The sequence below is a fragment of the Sphingorhabdus sp. EL138 genome (assembly GCF_945882965.1).
Taxonomy (GTDB): domain Bacteria; phylum Pseudomonadota; class Alphaproteobacteria; order Sphingomonadales; family Sphingomonadaceae; genus Sphingorhabdus_B.
Map to the genome: position 1 here is coordinate 32,435 of NZ_CAMCWY010000015.1, position 22,001 is coordinate 54,435.

The 22,001-nt window shown below is 56.7% G+C and carries 19 protein-coding genes; 14 read left to right on the top strand and 5 right to left on the bottom strand.

Annotated elements, in window-relative coordinates; genetic code table 11:
* Positions 1-20 precede the first annotated feature (20 nt).
* The 9 genes from guaA (at position 21) to der (ending at position 8,136) form a co-directional block, all read left to right on the top strand.
* Positions 21-1,595 (top strand): glutamine-hydrolyzing GMP synthase, encoded by a 1,575-nt coding sequence (guaA, locus tag Q0N43_RS08035; protein ID WP_295445063.1) that lies wholly within the window; start codon positions 21-23, stop codon positions 1,593-1,595.
* 13 nt (positions 1,596-1,608) lie between these two features.
* The gene (locus Q0N43_RS08040; protein WP_295445066.1) at positions 1,609-1,818 is read left to right on the top strand and encodes a DUF2805 domain-containing protein; all 210 of its coding nucleotides are present in this window, start codon (positions 1,609-1,611) and stop codon (positions 1,816-1,818) included.
* Positions 1,819-1,846: 28 nt separating this feature from the next.
* Entirely contained in the window at positions 1,847-2,194 is a 348-nt protein-coding gene (locus Q0N43_RS08045; protein ID WP_295445069.1) for a Spx/MgsR family RNA polymerase-binding regulatory protein, read from the top strand.
* A gap of 13 nt (positions 2,195-2,207) precedes the next feature.
* On the top strand, positions 2,208-2,489 hold the full coding sequence (locus tag Q0N43_RS08050) for a DUF427 domain-containing protein (RefSeq protein ID WP_295445072.1): 282 nt from the start codon (positions 2,208-2,210) through the stop codon (positions 2,487-2,489).
* A 116-nt stretch (positions 2,490-2,605) separates the two neighbouring features.
* Positions 2,606-3,601 (top strand): glycerophosphodiester phosphodiesterase, encoded by a 996-nt coding sequence (locus Q0N43_RS08055; RefSeq protein ID WP_295445151.1) that lies wholly within the window; start codon positions 2,606-2,608, stop codon positions 3,599-3,601.
* 55 nt (positions 3,602-3,656) lie between these two features.
* Complete coding sequence (gene panB / locus Q0N43_RS08060; protein ID WP_295445075.1) at positions 3,657-4,523, top strand: 3-methyl-2-oxobutanoate hydroxymethyltransferase; 867 nt, start codon at positions 3,657-3,659, stop codon at positions 4,521-4,523.
* Positions 4,524-4,600: 77 nt separating this feature from the next.
* Positions 4,601-5,365: a tetratricopeptide repeat protein gene (locus tag Q0N43_RS08065; RefSeq protein ID WP_295445078.1), complete on the top strand. Its 765-nt coding sequence runs from the start codon at positions 4,601-4,603 to the stop codon at positions 5,363-5,365.
* A complete protein-coding gene (locus Q0N43_RS08070) occupies positions 5,365-6,711 on the top strand; it encodes a PQQ-binding-like beta-propeller repeat protein (RefSeq protein WP_295445081.1) in 1,347 nt (448 codons plus the stop codon). Before Q0N43_RS08065 ends, Q0N43_RS08070 begins: the two co-directional genes overlap by 1 nt.
* Positions 6,712-6,732: 21 nt before the next feature.
* The gene (der, locus tag Q0N43_RS08075) at positions 6,733-8,136 is read left to right on the top strand and encodes a ribosome biogenesis GTPase Der (protein ID WP_295445085.1); all 1,404 of its coding nucleotides are present in this window, start codon (positions 6,733-6,735) and stop codon (positions 8,134-8,136) included.
* A gap of 52 nt (positions 8,137-8,188) precedes the next feature.
* On the opposite strand, the gene Q0N43_RS08080 is transcribed toward der, so the two are convergent.
* The gene (locus Q0N43_RS08080) at positions 8,189-9,418 is read right to left on the bottom strand and encodes a DUF418 domain-containing protein (protein WP_295445087.1); all 1,230 of its coding nucleotides are present in this window, start codon (positions 9,416-9,418) and stop codon (positions 8,189-8,191) included.
* A gap of 127 nt (positions 9,419-9,545) precedes the next feature.
* Here Q0N43_RS08080 and Q0N43_RS08085 point away from each other — a divergent pair, with 127 nt between their 5' ends.
* On the top strand, positions 9,546-10,322 hold the full coding sequence (locus tag Q0N43_RS08085) for a Coq4 family protein (protein WP_295445090.1): 777 nt from the start codon (positions 9,546-9,548) through the stop codon (positions 10,320-10,322).
* Positions 10,323-10,631: 309 nt separating this feature from the next.
* Here the strand turns inward: Q0N43_RS08085 and purL are convergent, their stop codons facing one another.
* From purL to Q0N43_RS08105, 4 genes are all read right to left on the bottom strand, one after another.
* Positions 10,632-12,830: a phosphoribosylformylglycinamidine synthase subunit PurL gene (gene purL / locus Q0N43_RS08090; RefSeq protein ID WP_295445093.1), complete on the bottom strand. Its 2,199-nt coding sequence runs from the start codon at positions 12,828-12,830 to the stop codon at positions 10,632-10,634.
* Between the two features lie 730 nt (positions 12,831-13,560).
* Entirely contained in the window at positions 13,561-14,355 is a 795-nt protein-coding gene (locus tag Q0N43_RS08095) for an SDR family NAD(P)-dependent oxidoreductase (RefSeq protein WP_295445096.1), read from the bottom strand.
* 13 nt (positions 14,356-14,368) lie between these two features.
* Entirely contained in the window at positions 14,369-15,505 is a 1,137-nt protein-coding gene (locus Q0N43_RS08100) for an acyl-CoA dehydrogenase family protein (protein ID WP_295445100.1), read from the bottom strand.
* A gap of 134 nt (positions 15,506-15,639) precedes the next feature.
* Positions 15,640-16,800, bottom strand: coding sequence for an acyl-CoA dehydrogenase family protein (locus Q0N43_RS08105; protein WP_295445103.1), 1,161 nt, complete (start codon positions 16,798-16,800; stop codon positions 15,640-15,642).
* A gap of 211 nt (positions 16,801-17,011) precedes the next feature.
* Between Q0N43_RS08105 and Q0N43_RS08110 the strand changes: the two genes are divergently transcribed.
* From Q0N43_RS08110 to Q0N43_RS08125, 4 genes are read left to right on the top strand one after another with little or no spacing between them, the layout of a single operon-like run.
* On the top strand, positions 17,012-18,427 hold the full coding sequence (locus Q0N43_RS08110) for an MFS transporter (protein ID WP_295445106.1): 1,416 nt from the start codon (positions 17,012-17,014) through the stop codon (positions 18,425-18,427).
* Between the two features lie 33 nt (positions 18,428-18,460).
* A complete protein-coding gene (locus Q0N43_RS08115; protein WP_295445108.1) occupies positions 18,461-19,744 on the top strand; it encodes an acyl-CoA dehydrogenase family protein in 1,284 nt (427 codons plus the stop codon).
* On the top strand, positions 19,741-20,829 hold the full coding sequence (locus tag Q0N43_RS08120; protein WP_295445111.1) for a Zn-dependent alcohol dehydrogenase: 1,089 nt from the start codon (positions 19,741-19,743) through the stop codon (positions 20,827-20,829). Before Q0N43_RS08115 ends, Q0N43_RS08120 begins: the two co-directional genes overlap by 4 nt.
* Complete coding sequence (locus Q0N43_RS08125) at positions 20,826-21,908, top strand: phosphotransferase family protein (RefSeq protein WP_295445113.1); 1,083 nt, start codon at positions 20,826-20,828, stop codon at positions 21,906-21,908. Before Q0N43_RS08120 ends, Q0N43_RS08125 begins: the two co-directional genes overlap by 4 nt.
* Positions 21,909-22,001: the final 93 nt, after the last annotated feature.

Below are 22,001 nucleotides of genomic sequence, written 5' to 3' on the forward strand. Positions count from 1 at the left end.
AGTATCTCTATCCGCGGACAATGCCAGAATCCAAAATACATTGCGAGCCTTCCGACTCCATCCTGATCATCGATTTCGGATCGCAGGTCACCCAGCTTATTGCCCGCCGCGTGCGTGAGGCGGGGGTCTATTCCGAAATTGCCCCGTTCAACAATGCCGAGGCGGCGTTTGCGCGGATGCAGCCAAAGGGCATCATCCTGTCCGGCGGCCCAGCGTCCGTCACCACCCAAGGCAGCCCGCGCGCGCCGCAATGCGTGTTCGACAGCGGCATACCCATCCTTGGCATTTGCTATGGCCAACAAACAATGATGATGCAGTTGGGCGGATATGTCAGCGAAGGCGAAGGCGGCGAATTTGGCCGTGCCTTTATCGAGGTAGAAAAGCCTTGCGCGCTTTTCGATGGCCTTTGGCAGACGGGTGAAAAGCATCAGGTGTGGATGAGCCATGGCGACAAGGTCACCAGAATTGCCCCGGGCTTTGACGTTGTCGCCACCAGCGACGGCGCGCCTTATGCTTTCATCGCTGACGAAGCGCGGCAATATTATGGCATCCAGTTTCACCCCGAAGTTGTGCACACCCCCGATGGCGCAAAGCTGATCTCCAGCTTCGTCCATAATGTCTGCGGCCTATCGGGCGATTGGACGATGGCTGAGTTCCGCGGGACGAAAATCGCCGAAATCCGGGCGCAAGTCGGTTCAGGCCGGGTTATTTGCGGACTATCCGGCGGTGTCGATAGCTCAGTTGCCGCAATCCTCATTCACGAAGCCATTGGCGATCAACTGACCTGCGTCTTTGTCGACCATGGCTTGCTGCGGATGAATGAACGCGAACAGGTCGAAACCTTGTTCCGCGACCATTATAACATCCCGCTTGTTGTCGTGGACGCTGAGGAACGCTTCATGGCGGGCTTGGCGGGTGTCACCGACCCTGAGGCCAAACGCAAATTCATTGGCGCTGAATTCATCAACGTGTTCGACGAAGAAGCTCATAAAATTGGCGGTGCGGATTTCCTAGCACAAGGCACGCTTTACCCCGATGTGATCGAAAGCGTCAGCTTCACTGGCGGGCCATCGGTTACGATCAAAAGCCACCATAATGTCGGCGGCCTGCCCGCGCGGATGAATATGCAACTGGTTGAGCCGTTGCGCGAATTGTTCAAGGATGAAGTCCGCGTTTTGGGCCGCGAATTGGGCCTTAACGACCAATTTGTCGGTCGCCACCCCTTCCCCGGCCCAGGCCTTGCGATCCGAATCCCCGGCGAAGTGACCAAGGAACGTTGCGACGTGCTGCGCAAGGCGGACGCGGTCTATCTCGAAGAGATCCGCAATGCCGGATTGTATGATGCGATTTGGCAGGCGTTCGCCGTCCTCCTGCCCGTCCGCACCGTGGGCGTGATGGGCGATGGCCGCACCTATGACAATGTCTGCGCCTTGCGCGCCGTCACCTCCACAGACGGCATGACGGCGGACATTTATCCTTTTGAAAGCGCCTTCCTAAGCCGTGTGTCAACGCGCATCATCAACGAGGTAAAGGGCATTAACCGCGTGGTGTACGACTATACGTCAAAACCGCCCGGAACTATTGAGTGGGAGTAGGCGGTAAACCGAAATGCCCGCCCCACTTTCACCCGCGCAAATCAGCGAGATCGTCGAAATGGCCCTGTCCGACCATATCAGTTTCACACAGATTTCGGCGCAGCATGGGGTGACGCCTGACGAAATCAAAGTCATCATGCGTACCGAGTTAAAACCGGGAAGCTATCGCGCATGGCGCAAGCGCGTCCGCGATTTCGGGGACCGGCGGGCGCATTATAAATGATATTAATGGCAATGAACGGACCCAGCACATGACCCTCACCCTCTACGGCATCCCCAATTGCGACACGGTCAAAAAGGCGCGCACGTATCTTGATGGGCGCGGGCTTGGCTATCATTTCCATGATTATAAAAAGGCGGGCGTGACGGCGGCGGATTTGGGGCGGTGGAGCGAGGTTGTTGGTTGGGAAAGGCTACTGAACAAGGCGGGCACCACGTTTAAGATACTGCCCGATGCCGACAAGGCCGACATTGACGCGGCCAAGGCGATTGCGTTGATGGTTGCCAACCCGTCGATGATTAAACGGCCCGTGGTTGAAGGTGGCAAGACTTTGCTGGTGGGCTTTGCCCCGGCGGTCTATGATGCCGAATTGTCGTAAAAAGGAAACGCTGATGGTAACCGCTCGTTGGAATAACATGGTCATCGCGCAGTCGGATGACACTGTCGTGGTCGAGGGCAATCATTATTTTCCGCGCGATTGCGTCAATGCCGACTTTCTTCAAGACAGCGACAAAACTTCGGTCTGCGGATGGAAGGGCACAGCGCATTATCATTCGCTGATCGTCGATGGCAAAACCAACGCAGATGCGGCGTGGTATTATCCAGAGCCCAAAGACGCAGCGCGCGAAATCACTGACCGCCTTGCCTTTTGGAAAGGCGTTGAGATTAGCTAAATCCGCGTTGCTGTCATCGCGCTGACATTATATTGCGCAAGGGCGGTTTTATGAAAACCACCTTGCTTATTATCGCCGCTGTGCTCAGCGCATGTTCGCCCACGGAAGGCCAAGCCATGGAAAAACCGATTGACGGCAACGTCATCATCATCGCCCATCGCGGCGCGAGTGGCGAGCGGCCCGAGCATACGCTGGCAAGCTACACCCTCGCGATTGAACAGGGCGCGGATTATATTGAGCCTGACCTTGTGTTGACCAAGGATGGCATTTTGGTCGCGCGGCATGAGAATGAGATTTCGGAAACCACCAATGTCGCGGACAAGGAGGAATTTGCCGACCGCAAAACCACCAAGACCATTGACGGCCAGAGAATGACTGGTTGGTTTACCGAGGATTTCACGCTCGCCGAGCTTAAAACCCTGCGCACGAAAGAACGCCTGCCGCAATTGCGCAAGGCCAATATGGCCTATGACGGGCAGTTCGAAATCCCGACCTTTGACGAGATCCTTGCACTGGCCAAGGAACAAAGCGCGGCAACGGGGCGGACGATTGGCGTCTATCCCGAAACCAAGCATCCAAGCTATTTCACCGCGATTGGCCTGCCGCATGAAGCGCCGTTGCTGGCCGCGCTCACCAAATTTGGCCATATCGAAAAAAGCGCGCCTGTGTTCATTCAATCGTTCGAGGTCGAAAACCTCAAAGCCTTGCGGCCCAAGACGACATTGCGCCTGATCCAGTTGATGGCGGAAATAGGCGGCCCACCCGATCGCAGCGATTTGACTTATGCCGCGATGGCAAGCGCGCAAGGCCTGAAAACCGTGGCGACTTATGCCGATGGTATTGGCCCCAATAAGGCGCTGGTCATCCCGCGCACGTTGATGGGTAATCTCGGCGATCCGACGACCCTTGTCGCGGACGCACATAGACTGGGTCTTGCAGTCCACCCATGGACATTCCGCCGCGAAAATTATTTCCTGCCGCTCGCACAAAAATCCGGTATTGATCCGCGCGGGCATGGTGACTTGAACGCAGAGATAAAAGGCTTCTTGGCCACCGGCATTGACGGCATTTTCAGCGACAATGTCACAGAGGCGGTTGCGGCGCGCCAATAAGGCGGGGACTCTATTTGCTTTTGCCTACGGCGTTTAGCGGCTAAGCCCTTGCGCCATGTCCACACATCCTAAAACGCTCACTTTCGATACATCCACCAGCCGCGCGAATCCGACGCCGTCGCCGATGAAGCGCCTTACCGTGCCGCGCATCCGTCAGCAAAAGGGGAAGGAGCCGCTGGTGATGCTGACGGCGTATACCGTACGCATGGCGCAGTTGATGGATCCGCATTGCGACATGCTGCTGGTTGGTGATTCGTTGGGCCAAGTGATTTACGGCCTGCCGCATACCGTGGCGGTCACGCTGGAGATGATGGCGGCGCATGGCGCGGCGGTTGTGCGTGGCAGCTATCACGCGGCGGTCATCGTCGACATGCCCTTTGGATCGTACGAAGCCTCGCCCGAACAAGCATTTGTCAACGCATCGCGGTTGTTGAAAGAAACGGGCGCGGCGGCGGTAAAGCTGGAAGGCGGCAAAGTGCTTGCCCCGACGGTCGAATTCCTGACCTCGCGCGGTATTCCGGTGATGGCGCATGTCGGATTAACGCCGCAGGCGGTGAACATCCTTGGCGGCTATGGTGTGCGCGGTAAAAGCGATGAGGAAGCCAAATCAATTGTCGAAGACGCGGTTGCAATGGCGGACGCAGGCGCGTTTGCGATGGTGATTGAAGGCGTGCTTGAACATATCGCCATTGAAATCACACAGAAAATCGCCTGCCCAACCATCGGCATTGGCGCGTCTGCGCAGTGCGACGGGCAGGTTCTTGTCGCCGAAGATATGTTGGGCCTGTTCGACCGCGTACCAAAATTCGTTAAGAAATTCGGCAACATGGGCGTCAGCGTCGAAAATGCCGTGCGCGAATATGCCACTGGCGTCCGTGACCGCAGCTTCCCGGGACCCGACCAGCTGTACGAGCCTGTATAAAGCAGGCTGGCCTATCGGGCCGAGTCGGGCTAAGGACAGCACTAACCAATTTTGACTTAACAATTTCGGAGGCCCTTTTGGCTTTGACACCGACTGAAAAGCCCGCAGACAAAGACCGGAGCGGCAGTGACGAGGCATTTTTGCGTGAGGTCGACGATGCCGTCCGCGCGAGTGATCTCACCAGTTTTTGGACGCGGTATGGCCGCTGGCTTTTGGCGGCTGTCGTGGCCGGGCTTTTGGCTTTTGCGGGCTGGATTGTCTATCACAACCAAGTCCAGGCCGCCGCAGACCTGCAAAGCGAAGAATTTGTCGACGCAATGGACAAATTGCGCGCGGGGCAAGAAAAAGAGGCGCGCGCCAAATTGGCAACGCTCGCAAAGGCCGATCAACCCGGATATCGCGCCATGGCGAAATTGATGGAGGCAAATCTACTCGGCGAAGATGGTGAGACCAAGAAGGCGATCGCCATTTATGCAAAGGTTGCAGGCGACGACAGCCTGCCACAGACATTCCGCGATCTGGCCCTGATCCGCCAAGTTAGCGCAGAGTTTGACTCGATCCCGCCGCAGCAAGTGATTGACCGATTGAAACCATTGGCCGTCGCTGGCTACCCCTATTTCGGTAGCGCGGGCGAGTTAACGGCCTTAGCCTATATGAAAATGGGTAAGGACAATTTGGCTGGCCCCATTTTTGCCCAGATTGCGAAACAGGAGGACGCGCCGCAAACCTTGCGCAGCCGTGCGCAGCAAATGGCAGGTGCGCTTGGCATCGATACCGTTCAGCTTGAGGCAAACCGCAATGCGGCATCGAAGGCTGGCGATACCGCCGCCAAAGGAGAGTGATGTTGAAGACCATATCCAAATTGCTTCTGGCGCTCGCCGCGACAACTTCGCTGGGTGGCTGCGCCGTCCTTGACGGTGTGCGCGGTGATGCCGGTAAGAAAAACAACACGCCGACCGTCGGTTCACGCGTCAGCATCTTGGGCACAGAGCGTGACACCGAGGTCGATGCGTCCTTAGCGGACATAGCCGTCACCCTGCCGCCAGCGACGGTCAACGAAGCATGGGCGCAGCCCGGCGGCAATGCGTCAAAATCACCCGGCCATGTCGCGCTTGGTCAAAACCTGACGCGCATTTGGACCGCAGATGTTACCGGCGCCAACCCGCGCGCGCGCCTTGCCGCGAGCCCAGTGATGAGCGATGGCCGCGTCTATGTGGTGGACACCACCGCGCGCGTGACGGCATTTGACGCGAACACAGGCGCACAGATCTGGTCGAACGCGCTTGAGGTTGACCGCGATGGTAAGCCATCCCGTTATGGCGGCGGCGTCAGCGCCACTAACAGCAATGTTTTTGCGACCAATGGCGTTGGCGATGTCGCCGCGCTTGCGGCGGACACTGGCGCGCTTGTGTGGAAAAAGCGTCCAGCCGGTCCCTTGCGCGGTGCACCGACATTGTCCAACGGCAACCTATATGTGATGACACAGGACAACCAGATTTACGCGCTGCGCCAAAGCGATGGCGAGCCGCAATGGAAAGAAGCCGGCCCTGTTGCCGCATCGGGCATATTTGGCGTTGGCGCCCCTGCTGCGGCGCAAGGCACGGTCATCGCTGGCTATTCCAGTGGCGAGCTTGCCGCCTATCGGTATGAAAATGGCCGCAGCCTGTGGAATGACACCTTGTCGCGCACCGCAATGTCGACGTCTGTTTCGACGCTGACAGATATTGATGCCGACCCTGTCATCGACCGTGGCCGCGTCTTCGCGCTGGGCAAAGGCGGACGCATGGCGTCCTATGAACTCGTGACTGGCCAGCGCATTTGGGAAATCAACATTGCGGGTATTTCGACACCTGTGACGGCGGGCGAATGGGTGTTTGTCATGACCGACGAAGCACGGTTGCTGAGCGTTGCGCGTTCAAGCGGCAAAATCCGGTGGATTTCAAAGCTGCAGCGTTACAAAAATGAAAAGAAGAAAAAGGGCCCGATTAGCTGGTATGGCCCGATACTCGCTGGCGACCGTTTGATCATCGCCAATTCGCGCGGTGGAATCTGGGCAATTGCGCCGGAAAACGGGACCGCGACTAAGGTCGCTGACCTGAAATCCGATGTGTCACTTCCACCGATTGTCGCCAACAACACATTATATGTTCTGGACGATTCCGGCCGTATTTCCGCGTTTCGCGGCTAGGCCTTAAAGGAGAGTACCGGCATGTTGCCGACGGTAGCCATTATCGGTCGGCCTAATGTCGGCAAGTCCACTTTGTTCAACCGGCTGGTGGGCAAGAAACTCGCGCTTGTCGATGACACGCCAGGTGTAACGCGTGACCGCCGGGAAGGCGAAGGCCGCTTGTTCGATCTGGAGTTCACCATTGTCGATACGGCGGGTTATGAGGATGAAGATCCCGACACCCTGCCCGGCAGAATGCGGATGCAAACAGAGGCAGCGATTGCAGGTGCCCAAGTTGCCCTGTTCCTGATCGATGGCCGCGTTGGTGTGACCCCCCTGGACGCAGAAATTGCCCGCTGGCTGCGCAGCAGTGAAACGCCGGTCGTGCTTGCGGTCAATAAGGCCGAGGGCAAGCAGGGCGATAATGGCATCTTGGAAAGCTATGCGCTTGGCTTTGGTGACCCCATCGCAATCAGCGGCGAACATGGCGAAGGCATGGCGGATCTGTTTCAATCCTTGCTGCCCCATATCGACGGCGGCGCGTTCGAGGTACCTGACCCCGAAGCACCCGACGCGATATTGAAGCTTGCGATTGTCGGGCGTCCCAATGCCGGTAAATCGACGCTGATTAACAAGTTATTGGGCGAAAACCGCCTGATTACGGGTCCTGAAGCCGGGATTACCCGCGACAGTATTTCGGTGGACTGGATCTGGACGGACCCAAGCCCAAAAGAACGCGAGCCCGATGAAGAAGGCATCATCCCGCCGATGCTGACCGACCGCCGCGTCCGCTTGATCGATACCGCAGGTATGCGCAAGCGTGCCAAGGTGCAGGACAAATTGGAAAAGCTTTCAGTCGCCGATGCGCGCCATGCGATCGACTTTGCCGAAGTTGTCGTGCTGCTGCTCGATGCAACTAAGGGCCTTGAGGTGCAGGACCTGAAAATTGCTGACCATGTCATTCAAGAGGGCCGCGCGCTGATCATCGGGATCAACAAATGGGATGTGGCCGTTGATGGTGCCGGCCTGTTCAGAGGTATTCGTGCCGCGTTGGAAGAGGGCCTGTCGCAGTTAAAAGGTGTTCCGATGGTCGCCGTATCCGGGCTTACTGGAAAAGGCCTCGACCAGATGATTTCCGCCGCGTTCGATGCGCGGGAAGCGTGGAACAAGCGCGTGCCAACGGGCATACTGAACCGCTGGTTTGAAGCCGCAATTTCCGCAAATCCGCCACCTGCCCCAGGCGGCAAGCGGATTAAACTGCGCTACATGACTCAAGCGCGTAACCGTCCGCCGACATTTGTCATCTTTGGCAACCGGACCGACGAGCTGCCCGCCAGCTATGCGCGCTATTTGCTCAACGGTATTCGCCGCGATCTGGATTTTGGCGCCGTGCCCGTGCGTATCAACTTCCGTTCGTCGAAGAACCCGTTCGCCGATAACGGTTAGGGATTGTCGAGCACAGCGTACCCGGCCGCGAAGGTCTTTTTCCTTGATAGCATTAGCGACGCATGGCTTGCATTTTTCCGCGCGCCAAGCTGCGCCACAGCCATTCCAGTGGGCCGTAATGAAATTTCATCAGCCATGGCTTTGACCATAAGAGCATCACTGCCCACGCCCCCAGCACAAACAGCCACAATCCTGCACGGCCGAAATGCCCGAACAAGCCAAAGCCATAGCCATAAAATATCGTGGTCATGATGATGCTCGTGCCGAGATAGTTGCTGAATGCGGCGCGTCCAGCCGCGGCGACGCGCGCCAACATCGGGTGGTTGCGGTAATGCCCAATGCGCAAAATCAACACCGCCGCATAGCCAATCGTCAGCATCAGACGCGGAATTACACCCCAGACGTAAAAGACCGCAAGCGCGGTGATCCGGTCGAAGTCAACGGCGACTATCCAAACCGCCAGAGCGGCAGTCAGCAGCAACCCAGCTGGCACCATCCGCATCACCCAGCGCCGGTAATCGGCTGCGTCCCAATCCCCTGTCATGAACCCGCTTTTTTGCATCGCCATGCCAATCATCATCAGCGGCAAAGTTTCGCCAACGGACTGCACCACCAAGATCAGTGGCGCGCTCCATTCGTCGAGCTTATCCACTGTTATCGCGACGTAGCTGCCCCGGTGCAGCGCGAGGTCAGGCGCAATGTTAAAAGCAAGGTCCGCACCATCCATCAATGCGCGAAACTGGCGCGCCATGTCTGCGCTCGCATCAGGCCGGGTTGCGAAATATTGAAAGGCCTGAAGCCCGCCAAATTGTGCCCCCCAGAGCGCCAGCCCAACCGCAAAGATTATGAACGCAACCTTTATCAGCTTTGCTGGCGGCCAATCGCGGAAGCCAAAAGCGATCATGCCGATAATCGCATAGAGGAACAAGATATCACCGAACCAGATGAAGAAATAATGCGCGAGACCAAATAGAGCGAGCCACGCCATGCGGCGGTAATGGACCTGCGCGGCGCTTTCCCCCTTTGCCGTGGCGCGGTCGATGATAAGCATCATGCTCGCGCCGAACAAAAGCGAGAATAGTCCGCGCATTTTGCCATCAATGAAGATGAAGGAAAATGCCCATGCAATTTGGTCAGCCAATGTGTCGGTACCATAGGCCGCAGGGGTGATATAGGCCCATTCGGGCATGGCAAAGCCGATGATGTTCATCGCCAATATGCCCATCACGGCAAAGCCGCGCATCGCGTCCAAGCTGATATGCCGTTGTTCGATATTCTGCATGCTTTGCCCCCGTGTATTAAGCCATTAATACAGCGCCCATCTATGCCGGTCCAGCCCTTTAAACTTTTGTTATTGACACTCGTGTAGGTAGTTTTTAACTATATCTATTCCTAGTTTAGGATTCGTTATGACTGAACTGTATTTTTCGCACCCTGATCGCCCGCCGGCTAAATTGCAGCCACTGAAGGCGTGGCATCATTTTCGCAAGCTGATTGCCAACAAAGAAGACACAGAGCAGGTCTTTCACATCATTGCGGCCTTAAGCGGTAGCAAGTTCGGTAAGATGGCGCGGAAATTTTGGCAAACACCAAAGGGCAGAGCGTTGCTTGAAAGCAATGAGCGCCTGATTGACATGCTCGATGACCATGACAGCATCAAGAAGCTTCCGGCAGGCACCGTTGGCCGTGCCTATGTCGAATTCATGGAACGCGAAGGTTTGAGCGCTGCGGGTCTTGAGGCGGAATATGCCCAATTCCGGACATCATATCCCGTTTTTGGCGATGTGGTTGAACGTTATGGCGACCGTTTGCGCGATACCCATGACATGCTGCACATCCTCACCGGCTATGGCCGCGACGCGCTGGGTGAACAATGCGTGCTTGGCTTTACCTATGCGCAAAACCACAATCTTGGCGTCGGCTTCATTGCTTATGCGGGCGGATTAGAGTTGAAATACCGCGTTGCGAAATCGGCGCCGATTATGAAAGCGGTGCACGAAGGCTATCGTATCGGCAAAGCGGCAAAGAACATCGTTCAGGAAGATATCGCAGCCTTGCTGCGTGAGCCGTTGGTCGATGCCCGTAAGCGCTTGGGGATAGCAGAGCCAGTGACGTACAAGGCCGCGCACGCAGCGATGCGTTCAAGCGGCATTGATCCGTATAATTTGTTGGCACCTGCCGTTTAAACCTTAGGCGCTCATTCCCTGTGCCTTGACTGCGGTCGAGGGCGGGAGCAGCCGACACACATATCAACTATGCTCCACACGAGCGGGCACGGGTGGAGTACACGCTTCGTTGCGCTTATCCCCCCACGTCACCCTGAACTTGGTTCAGGGTGACGAATATGCGGGTGGGTCGCACCGACATTATCCTTGTGTTTTACCTCCGCGTCCTCTGCGCCTCTGCGTGAATCCATTTTGCACGAAGAGGCGCAGAGGACGTAGAGAGGAAAGATGAAAATTGGGCGCATGCACGCCACCGATCGACGTCAAGCTTTAGCTTTCCATCCAGTCCTTGAAGAAGCTGTCATGGGCATAACGCAGTGACGCAATGGGCACGTCAAACCCCGGCCCTGCGACCGATGTCCCGCCAACAGTGCCTATCCGCGTCATCGGAATGCCTGCGGCCTGAATTTGGTCCGCAGCGGCGCTGGTCACGACATAGCGCGCCTGATCTTCGCCAAACGCCGTGAATGCGTCGCCGATTTCTTCGAGCGCACATCCCTTGCCACTGGCCAACGCCATTTCGGTCAAGGCCACAAGCAAACCACCGTCGGCAACGTCATGCACCGCATTGACCTTGCCGTCTTGAATCAGCTGGCGGACAAATTCTGCGTGCGCGCGTTCTTGGCCGAGGTCGACCGATGGCGCGGCGCCGTCTTCGCGGCCATGCAGTTCGCGCAGCCACAGGGACTGACCTAGATGTCCCGCATTGTCGCCAATGACAAAAATGCCGTCGCCGTCTTGCTTGAATGCAATCGTTGCCATCTTGCTGAAGTCTTCAAGCACACCAACGCCGCCAATGGCCGGTGTTGGCAAAATCGCGCTGCCGCCGCCAGTGGCCTTGCTTTCATTATAAAGCGACACATTGCCCGACACGATCGGGTAATCCAGCGCACGGCACGCGTCGCCCATGCCCTCTAAACAGCCGACAATCTGCGCCATGATTTCGGGGCGCTGCGGGTTGGCGAAGTTCAGGCAGTTGGTGATCGCCAGCGGCGTTGCGCCAACGGCGCTGATATTACGATAGGTTTCGGCAACAGCCTGCTTGCCGCCTTCATACGGGTCGGCGTAACAATAACGCGGCGTGCAATCGGTGCTCATCGCCAGCGCGCGGTTGGTTCCGTGGATGCGGACGACCGCAGCATCGCCGCCCGAAAGCTGCGCGGTGTCGCCGCCGACCTGACTGTCATATTGCTGCCAGATCCACGCACGGCTCGCGAGGTCGGGGCAGGCCATCAGCCTCAATAAATCTCCGCCGATGTCAGTGCTGGCGGGAATGTCGCCAAGCGGTTTGACGTTGGCCCATGCCTTATATTCATCCTTCGACGCGGCGGGACGGTCGTACAAAGGCGCATCTTCGGCGAGCGGGCCAAGCGGGATGTCGCAGACGATTTCCCCCTTCCACGTTAGCACCATATGGCCCGTGTCAGTGACTTCGCCGATCACCGCAAAATCCAGTTCCCATTTGTCAAAAATCGCCTTCGCGAATTTCTCACGGCCGGGCTTCAAGACCATAAGCATGCGCTCCTGGCTTTCGGACAGCATCATTTCATAGGGCGTCATGCCTTCCTCACGGCATGGCACTTTGTCCATGTCGAGGATGATGCCCGCCTTGCCATTGGTTGCCATTTCGACGCTGGAGCTGGTTAAACCCGCCGCGCCCATATCCTGAATCGCGACAATCGCATCCGACGCCATCAGTTCAAGGCACGCCTCAATCAGCAGCTTTTCGGTGAACGGGTCGCCGACCTGAACCGTGGGGCGCTTTTCTTCGATATCTGCGCCAAAATCCGCCGAAGCCATCGTCGCGCCATGAATACCGTCACGACCAGTCTTTGACCCGACATAGACGATTGGATTTCCAAGGCCAGTTGCCGCAGAATAAAAAATCTTGTCCTGATCCGCAACGCCAACGGTCATCGCGTTCACAAGGATATTGCCATCATAAGCGGGATGAAAATTGGTCTCACCGCCAACGGTCGGCACGCCAACACAATTGCCATAGCCACCAATGCCCGCAACGACGCCCTGCACCAGATGCTTCATCTTCGGATGGTCGGGCCGTCCAAAACGCAGCGCATTCATATTGGCCACTGGCCGCGCGCCCATGGTGAACACATCCCGCAAGATGCCACCTACGCCCGTTGCCGCACCTTGATAAGGTTCGATATAAGACGGGTGGTTATGCGATTCCATTTTGAAGATCGCGGCAAGCTTAGTGCCATTTGGACCTTCGCCGATGTCGATAACGCCCGCATTTTCGCCAGGACCGCAAATGACCCAAGGGGCCTCAGTCGGCAATTTCTTCAAATGGATGCGTGAGGATTTATAAGAGCAATGCTCCGACCACATCACCGAGAATATGCCAAGCTCAACCATGTTGGGCTCACGCCCCATGGCGTGCAAGATACGCGCATATTCTTCTTCATTGAGACCATGGTCGGCGATGATGTGAGGCGTGATTTCAGACATGACACGGCCTTAGCGAGACGACGATTTTTGTGCCACATAAAATAAAATGGGCACTGGCATCGCTACCAGCGCCCACTGCGTCTGATTTTTGGAAGTCCCTGACCACGGGGGCCATTCTTTCCTCTAACCGACGTCCGGTTCCCCAATCCAGTCCGAAGACCTTTGTGGTTCGCCTCAGTACATTGGGTATCCTATCTGGCGTTGTACCACTTGCGTGGCCCCGCACTCGATATTCGTTTTCTTCGTACCCACCATCCTGGCTACATTTCCTGCCTTGCGACGGGTTGCCATCCAATTTGGCGATCCGGCATTCTTTCTTTTCCGCTCCGCTGTACCGTTTCCGGTCCGGCTTTGCTTCGTAGCGTTCCTGCCTGATGAATTGAAGGTCTCATAGCTTACGAGTCGTTCAAAGCATCATTTGCTGAGTTACCCACAGCGCGCGCACTTCGTGGTGGACAAAATGGAGAACAAGTATGGAGCACAAAACGATACGGCCCCCAAGCAGAGCATGGAGGCCGTAAAAATTGTCCGGGGGCGAGGGGGAGAGAGGAGGAGAGTGCCACCCGGTCAATGTGCGTTCCGGCAGTCGCTTGCCGTTGAGCAGCAACTAGGGGCCCGATGAATTTGCTGCAATTGCGAAAAGAATGGAGCTAGTTGCGTCTTTTGCAACTAGCTCCATTTCTGCTGGAAACGTGTTAATTTCGTTCCCAAATCATCACAAAATTAGCAGTTAAGGGGCGATTCCATTGCCCGGCAGCGATGCGTTAACAATGCCGCCGTCGCACGCAATCGTCTCTCCAACGATATAATCGCCAGCACGCGCGGCGAGGAAGATCGCAAGGCCAGCCATATCTTCAGGCGTTCCGATTCGTGGAAACGGGATATTCTTGCCCACGGCATCGGCATGGTCGCGCGCAGCCTTGTTCATGTCCGACTGAAATGCACCCGGCGCAATGCCCGACACAAGAATATTGTCCTTAACAAGCTCAGCCGCCAGACGGCGCGTCAAATGGATGACGGCGGCTTTCGATGCCTGATAGCTATAGGTTTGCCACGGGTTGATCAGCAGGCCATCGATCGATGCGATGTTAATAACCTTGCCGGGGCGATCAAATGTCGCGGCGGCCTTCAACTGCGGGTGCATTGCCTGAGTCAGGAAGAACAGGGATTTGACGTTCAGGTCCATCACACGGTCCCAGCCAGATTCAGGGAACTGACCAAAATCCGCACCCCATGCTGCGCCAGCATTGTTCACGAGAATATCGACCTTTTCCTCACGCTCGGCAATTTGCGCGGCAAGCGACAGGCAACCGTCCACGGTCGACAAGTCGCAGGGCAGGCCAATAACCTGATTGCCGAATTCGGCGACGGTTTCCTCAATCTGGTGGACCTTACGCGCGCTGATATACACGCGTGCTGCACCAGCCTTGAGATAGCCTTCGACGATCATCTTGCCGATGCCGCGCGATCCGCCGGTGACCAACGCCACGCGGCCATTGAGGTTGAATAAGCTTTGAATATCCATTTGCGGTTTCCTTTTAATAACCGTTCATCGTCGCCACGCGGTCTGCGTGGTAATACGCGTCGCCGAAAAATTCGTTCAAGCTGCGGTCGCGCTTCATATACAGGCCGATGTCATATTCGTCAGTCATGCCGATACCGCCATGCATTTGAACGCCTTCCCGCACCGAAAGATTGCAGGCAAGCCCGGCTTTCGCCTTGGCCGCCGCGACATAAATTTCGGCCTTAGCATGGCCTTCGTCCATTAAGGATTGCGCCTTCAGCACAATCGAACGCGCGCCTTCCATTTCGCCATACAAATGCGCGGCGCGGTGTTGGAGCGCCTGAAATTCACCAATGACGCGGTCGAATTGCTTGCGCGTCTTAAGATATTCAAAAGTCATGTCCATCGCGCCTGTGCCAACGCCAACCATTTCGGCGGCTGCACCAACGCGGCCAGCGTCCAGCATCTTGGAAAGCACAGCCCAGCCGCCGTCAACGTCACCAATGACAGCGTCGGCATTCACCTGAACGCCCTCCAGTTTCACATGCGCGGCCATTGCGGAATCGACCAAACGTGCCGCCTCCATCGACAGACCCGCCGCATCCTTGTCGACGGCGAACAATGTCAGGCCGTCGGTCTCTCCCACCGCGCCTGCGGTCCGTGCGGCGACGATCAGCATGTCCGATGACGTGCCTTGCACAACAAATTGCTTTTGCCCGGTCAGCTTAAAGCCATTGCCGCTGCGCTGCGCAACGCACGCGATTTTCTCCGGCCGGTGCTTGACGCCTTCTTCAATCGCGATGCCGATCACGGTTTCGCCAGCCAAGATGCCGGGGAACCAGCGGTCGCGCATGGCCTTATCCGCCAGCTTCAACGCCTCAACCGCCGCGACCGATGTGGTCAAGAAAGGTGAGGGTGAGAGGTTGCGGCCAATTTCTTCAAGGACAATACCCGCCTCAATCTGCCCCATGCCCATGCCGCCATCGGCCTCGGGAATCAGGATGCCGGTGAAGCCGATTTCGGCGAATTGCTTCCACAAGCCTTGGCTGAAACCGTCCTTGCACCCCATGTCGCGGAACTTGCGGAAATGGGTGACGGGCGCTTCGCGCGCCATGAAATCCCGCGCGGTGTCGCGCAGCATATTCTGGTCATCGTTTAAGGTCATTGCCATGTTAAAGCCGCTCCAAATCTATCGCGTCATTCCGACGCTTTATCTCGTCATTCCCGCGCAGGCGGGAACCCAACGCTGCGCCGTAAATATAGCTGTCAGGCGTGGGCCCCCACCTACGCGGAGGTGACGCAAAATTAACCGCCCGGCATCTCAAGGATACGCTTCGACACGACGTTCAGCATCACTTCACTGGTGCCGCCCTCAATCGAGTTCGCCTTGGTCCGCAACCAATTGCGAGCCTTTGACCCGCCATTGGCCCGTTCGCTTTCCCACTCAAGCGCTTGAGAACCGCCAATCGACATGACCAATTCATTGCGTTTTTTGTTCAATTCGGTACCGACATATTTCATCAGGTTCGAATAAGCTGGATGCGCCTTACCCGTTTTCCATTCGTCCATGAACCGTTCGCCATGGGCACGGAAGGTCAGGTTATCGACATCGAACAAGGCCATTTGCGCGCGCAGCACGGGCTCTTGCGACAAGGTCGCCTTCATCGCCGCGCCGATGGAGGTCACGCCGCCATCGCCGCCCATGCCGGAGATCATTTCGCGTTCATGGCCCAACAAATATTTCGCCACATCCCAGCCGCGATTGATCTCGCCAACAATCTGGTGCTTGGGCACAACAACATTGTCGAAAAATGTCTCGCAGAAAGGCGAATTGCCAGAGATCAGCTTGATAGGCTTGGTCGAAACACCGGGTGTTTCCATGTCGAACAACAGGAAGCTGATGCCCTGATATTTGTTCGTCTTGTCGGTGCGGACCAAACAGAAAATCCAGTCGGCCTTGTCAGCATAAGACGTCCAGATCTTTTGGCCATTGACCACCCAATGGTCGCCCTTATCTTCGCCAAAGGTCTGCATCGACACAAGGTCACTGCCTGAGCCCGGCTCCGAATAGCCCTGACACCAACGGATTTCGCCGCGGGCGATTTGGCCCATATAATGCACTTTTTGTTCTTCGGTGCCGAATTTCAACAAAGCTGGGCCAAGCATCCAGATGCCAAAGCTGTTAAGCGGCGAGCGGCAGCCAAGCTTTGCCATTTCCTGACGCAAGATTTTGGTTTCCTGCGGGCTAAGGCCTGCACCACCATAAGCTTTGGGCCAATCGGGCACGGTGTAGCCCTTGGCCACGCAACGCTCCAGCCAAAGCTTCTGCGCTTCTGATTGAAAAACAAAATTGCGTCCGCCCCAGCAGACGTCTTCGTCACCTTTGGCAGGTGTGCGCATTTCGGCGGGGCAGTTTTCCTCCAGCCAAGCGCGCGCCTCGGCGCGGAATGTATCAAGGTCGGACATGCGGCTCTCCTGTTTAATTACTTGATGAATTTTTGGGCGGTCATGCACCGAAACGCAAGCCTTTATCGGTGAGTTATGCATGCCGTAACGTCATTTGCATCCCGATTGACAGGCCGGGCAGCAGCCCTAGCATGGGCGCGGGATACAGGGGAGAAACATTGTGCGATTCGCCGGAAAACACGCCTTTTCGCGTATTGTGATTTAAACCAATATGGCACCAGTCGTCGCACTCCCCCGATCGTTAAAGGTCATGCACGGCCTTGGTTCTGTCGCTTATGGCGTCAAGGATAATGGCTTTTCGGTCTTCCTGTTGATTTTTTATAATCAGGTGCTGGGGATTGACGCCAGCATCGTTGGCACCGTCATCATGGCCGCGCTGATATTTGATGCCTTTGCCGACCCGATTATTGGCGAATTGTCCGACCGGACACAAAGCAAATGGGGCAGACGCCTGCCCTGGCTATACGCCGCCGCGATTCCGCTTGGTATTATATGGCTATTGCTGTGGCACCCGCCCGAAATGGACCAGACGAGCACGATCATTTGGCTGTTCTGCACCGCCGTCCTCGCGCGCACATTCGTGGCGATGTGCGAGGTGCCGTCTATCGCCCTCGTGCCCGAACTGACCGGCGATTATGATGAACGTACGCGGTTGATGCGTTATCGTTTCTTATTTGGCTGGGCGGGCGGATTGCTGATGCTCATTTTCGCTTATGGCATTTTCTTCACAGGCGAAAAGGGCGTGAGCGACCCTGCCGGATATGACGCTTATTCGGTGTGGGGGGCGCTGATGATGAGCGGCGCGGTGCTCATCTCCGCGCTTGGCCAGCATCGGCATGTGGCCAAGCAATCCCCGCCTGCTCCGCGCGGCGCTGGCATTGGCCATGCTTTTGCTGAAGTGAAAGCCACGCTCTCCAACCGCGCCTTTCTGTGGCTCGTCTCCGCGGCGTTATTCGGGCTGATCAATCAAGGGATGACCTTTGCGCTCACCAATTACCAACTCGCCTTTTTGTGGCAGCTTCAACAGATGGAAATGCTCTATTATGCGCTGACCCTATTCTCAACGGTCATCATTGCCTTCATCATTGTTCCCCCCGTCTCGGCGCGATTGGGCAAGAAGCACGCTGCGATCCTGTTCGCGATCATCTCGCTGACCTTCACTACGGCATTATACGGCAGCTGGCTGCTCGACTTTGTGCCCGGTGCGCCGTCGGACCCTTCGATCCTGTTCATGTTTGCTTTAGTGACTTTAGCCAATAGCGCAGCCGTGAGTATGATGATGCTGACATCCTCGATGATGGCCGATGTGGTGGAGGCATCGCAGCAAGAAACCGGCAGGCGTTCGGAAGGTTTGTTCTTCGCTGGCTATTTCTTCATGCAGAAATGCGCCGTTGGCATCGGCACTTTTGCCGCCGGGATGATCCTAAGCTTTGCCAGTTTCCCGCAAGATGCCAAGCCGGGGGAAGTGGATGTTGTTGTCCTCGACGGGCTGGCATTATATTATATGTGCACTGTCTTGGTCGTCGGCATCATCGGCATTCTTATTCTGCGCCATTTCCCGATTTCGCGCGAAAGTCATAATGAGCGGTTGCGCGTCTTGAACACAGCAACAGAGTCTGCCATTTAACCGATCAATTAAATTTGAAAAGAGGAATGAGTCATGGATTTCGATCTCAACGACAAGCAAACTTATTGGCGGGACCGTATCCGCGACCATAATGAACGCTTCTTGCGTCCACGCGTCGCCGATTATTATGCCGAGCAGGCGGTGGGCGACCGTTGGAAAGTGCTTCAGGTCGTTGAAGAGGAAAAGGCGCGGGCCAAGGCCGCTGGTCTTTGGAACCTGTTCATGCCGCCAACGTCGGGCCGCGTGCATGTCGACGACAGCATCCATTTCGAAGGCCCTGGCCTCACCAACATGGAATATGCCCTGTGCGCCGAGGAAATGGGCCGCATCGGTTTTGCATCCGAAGTCTATAACTGTTCGGCACCAGACACCGGCAATATGGAAGTGTTCCTGCGTTACGGCACCGCCGCACAAAAAGAAAAGTGGATGCTTCCGCTGATGAACGGCGAAATCCGTTCGGCATTCTTGATGACTGAGCCAGCGGTTGCCTCGTCAGATGCGACCAACATCGAAACCTCGATCCGCCGCGAAGGCGACGAATATGTCCTGAACGGCGTTAAGTGGTGGTCATCAGGTGCAGGCGACCCGCGTTGCAAGATCGCGATTGTCATGGGCAAGACCGATTTTGAAGCCAAGCGCCATGCACAGCAATCGATGGTGTTGATGGAACTCGATGCCCCCGGCGTCAACATTCTGCGCCATCTGCCTGTCTTTGGTTATGACGACGCGCCGCATGGTCATATGGAAATCGAATTGAAAGATGTCCGTATTCCGGCATCGAACATGCTGCTGGGCGAAGGTCGCGGGTTCGAGATCGCGCAAGGCCGCCTTGGACCAGGCCGCATCCATCATTGCATGCGCACCATTGGTACGGCGGAAGAAGCGCTGGAGAAAATGTGCAAGCGCCTGCAATCGCGCGTTGCCTTTGGCAAGACCGTTGCCGAGCATAGCGTATGGGAAGAACGCATTGCACGTGCCCGTATCGACATTGAAATGACTCGCCTGCTGTGCCTGAAGGCAGCGGATATGATGGACAAGGTCGGTAACAAGGCGGCTGCGGCGGAAATCGCGATGATTAAGGTGCAGGCCCCAAATATGGCGTTGAGCATCATCGATAATGCGATTCAAGCACATGGCGGCGGCGGTGTGTCCGATGATTTCGGTCTCGCATCCGCTTGGGCGCATCAGCGCACCTTACGTCTGGCCGATGGTCCCGACGAAGTGCACGCACGTGCCATTGCTCGTATGGAATTGGGCAAGCATGGCGGACGTGGCAAAGACGGCCTATCCAGCGGCGACATGGGGGCAACACGGTGAAGGCTGCCGTCCTGATCGAAGCGGGCAAACCGCTTCAGATTGAGCAGATCAACATTGCCAATCCCGGGCCGCATGAGGTGCTTATCCGCACCGCGGCCTGTGGGCTGTGCCATAGCGACCTGCACTTTATCGAAGGCACTTATCCGCACCCCCTGCCCGCGATCCCCGGGCATGAAGCGGCGGGCATTGTTGAGGCCGTGGGCAGCGAAGTGCGCACCGTGAAGGTAGGCGACGCGGTTGTCACCTGCCTCAGCGCATTTTGTGGCCATTGCGAATATTGTGTCACTGGGCGCATGTCTTTATGCCTTGGCGGCGACACACGCCGTAAAGCAGGTGAGGCTCCGCGCCTCACACGGCCCGACGGCAGCATTGTCAACCAGATGCTGAACCTGTCCGCTTATGCCGAAATGATGCTGGTGCACGAACATGCGTGCGTTGCGATTAACCCCGAAATGCCGCTCGATAAGGCGTCAGTCATTGGCTGCGCGGTGACCACGGGTGCAGGCACCATTTTCAACGCATGCAAAGTGACGCCCGGCGAAACCGTGGCAGTTATCGGCTGTGGCGGCGTTGGCCTTGCCACGATTAACGCCGCGAAAATTGCGGGCGCGGGCCGAATCATTGCCGCTGACCCAATGCCCGAAAAGCGTGCACTGGCGATGAAGCTGGGTGCGACGGATGTCATCGATCCCATGGATGCTGATGCAGCCAAACAAATTCAGGAATTGACCAAGGGCGGCGTCGATCATGCGATTGAGGCTGTCGGTCGTCCTGCCTCGGGCGAGCTTGCCGTCAAATCGCTCAAGCGCGGCGGGACAGCAACGATCCTGGGCATGATGCCGTTGCAGCATTCGGTTGGCCTGTCCGCGATGGACCTGCTTTCGGGCAAGAAACTGCAAGGCGCGATCATGGGTGGCAACCGTTTCCCTGTTGATATTCCGCGTCTGGTGGATTTCTATATGCGTGGCCTTTTGGACCTCGACAGCATCGTTTCGGAGACAATCCCGCTGGAACGCATCAACGAAGGTTTTGAACAGATGAAGCGCGGTGATGCTGCCCGTTCAGTCATCGTTTTTGACCAATGAGCGCAGCGCCAACCCCGATTGATGCGCAGACGGCCTTTACCGGAACCGTTGCCCCAACGGGCGCGGATATATTGGACGAAGCTAAGCTGGCCGAATGGATGACCGCCAATGTCGCTGGTTTTGAAGGACCAGTGCAGGCGCTGAAATTTGCCGGCGGGCAGTCAAACCCGACCTACAGGTTGAATGCGAAAAGCGGCTCCTATGTGCTTCGCCGCAAGCCCTTGGGTGTATTGTTGCCCAGCGCGCACGCTGTGGACCGCGAATATACAGTCATCGCCGGGCTTCATCCCACGGGCTTTCCAGTCGCCAAGCCCTATGGTCTGTGCACCGACGATAGCGTCATCGGCAGTTGGTTCTACATCATGGACATGGTCGAAGGGCGCACCATCTGGGACGGCGCCATGCCGGGGTCAAACACTGCCGAACGCCGCGTCACCTATGAGGCGATGATCGACACCCTGGCAGCATTACACAATGTGGATGTCGAAGGCGCTGGCCTGTCCGATTTCGGTAAGCCCGGAAATTATTTCGGGCGGCAGGTGGAACGCTGGACGAAGCAATATCGCTTGGCAGAAACCGAAGTCATGCCCGAAATGGAGCGGCTCATCGAATGGCTGCCCAAGACGTTGCCCGAGCAAACACGCACCAGCGTCGTTCATGGCGACTATCGCATTGATAACATGATTTTCGATGCAAAAGAGGCGAAGGTCGTCGCGGTGTTGGATTGGGAATTGTCGACCTTGGGCGATCCGCTGGCAGATTTCACCTATGTCGCAATGGCATGGGTGACACAGAATGAAGGCCGGTCGGGCGTCATGGATCTTGACCGCGCAGCGCTGGGCATTCCCGAACTCGACGCGATGGTCGAACGCTACTGCGCGGCAACGAACCGCGACGGCGTACCGGACATGAATTGGTATCTCGCCTATAATTTCTTCCGGCTCGCCGGGATTGTTCAAGGTATCAAAAAGCGGGTCATCGACGGCACCGCAAGTTCGTCACATGCGCAAGCCATGGCCGAACGCGTGTTTCCGTTGGCCGATTCCGCTTGGAAGTTTGCGGAAAAGGCTGGGGCGTAGAATAATCAATCCTCCCCATCGACTTGCGATGGGGAGGGGGACAAGCCGAAGGATGGTGGAGGGGAATGAAGCGTCGCTGTCCCCTCGGTCATC

Coding starts and splice junctions, on each gene's coding strand:
- Q0N43_RS08100 (WP_295445100.1), bottom strand. CDS start 15,505: ATGGCAATGACCTTAAACGATGACCAGAATATGCTGCGCGACACCGCG.
- Q0N43_RS08055 (WP_295445151.1), top strand. CDS start 2,606: ATGGAAAAACCGATTGACGGCAACGTCATCATCATCGCCCATCGCGGC.
- Q0N43_RS08115 (WP_295445108.1), top strand. CDS start 18,461: ATGGATTTCGATCTCAACGACAAGCAAACTTATTGGCGGGACCGTATC.
- panB (WP_295445075.1), top strand. CDS start 3,657: ATGTCCACACATCCTAAAACGCTCACTTTCGATACATCCACCAGCCGC.
- purL (WP_295445093.1), bottom strand. CDS start 12,830: ATGTCTGAAATCACGCCTCACATCATCGCCGACCATGGTCTCAATGAA.
- Q0N43_RS08110 (WP_295445106.1), top strand. CDS start 17,012: ATGGCACCAGTCGTCGCACTCCCCCGATCGTTAAAGGTCATGCACGGC.
- der (WP_295445085.1), top strand. CDS start 6,733: ATGTTGCCGACGGTAGCCATTATCGGTCGGCCTAATGTCGGCAAGTCC.
- Q0N43_RS08045 (WP_295445069.1), top strand. CDS start 1,847: ATGACCCTCACCCTCTACGGCATCCCCAATTGCGACACGGTCAAAAAG.
- Q0N43_RS08050 (WP_295445072.1), top strand. CDS start 2,208: ATGGTAACCGCTCGTTGGAATAACATGGTCATCGCGCAGTCGGATGAC.
- Q0N43_RS08085 (WP_295445090.1), top strand. CDS start 9,546: ATGACTGAACTGTATTTTTCGCACCCTGATCGCCCGCCGGCTAAATTG.
- Q0N43_RS08125 (WP_295445113.1), top strand. CDS start 20,826: ATGAGCGCAGCGCCAACCCCGATTGATGCGCAGACGGCCTTTACCGGA.
- guaA (WP_295445063.1), top strand. CDS start 21: ATGCCAGAATCCAAAATACATTGCGAGCCTTCCGACTCCATCCTGATC.
- Q0N43_RS08095 (WP_295445096.1), bottom strand. CDS start 14,355: ATGGATATTCAAAGCTTATTCAACCTCAATGGCCGCGTGGCGTTGGTC.
- Q0N43_RS08070 (WP_295445081.1), top strand. CDS start 5,365: ATGTTGAAGACCATATCCAAATTGCTTCTGGCGCTCGCCGCGACAACT.
- Q0N43_RS08080 (WP_295445087.1), bottom strand. CDS start 9,418: ATGCAGAATATCGAACAACGGCATATCAGCTTGGACGCGATGCGCGGC.
- Q0N43_RS08040 (WP_295445066.1), top strand. CDS start 1,609: ATGCCCGCCCCACTTTCACCCGCGCAAATCAGCGAGATCGTCGAAATG.
- Q0N43_RS08105 (WP_295445103.1), bottom strand. CDS start 16,800: ATGTCCGACCTTGATACATTCCGCGCCGAGGCGCGCGCTTGGCTGGAG.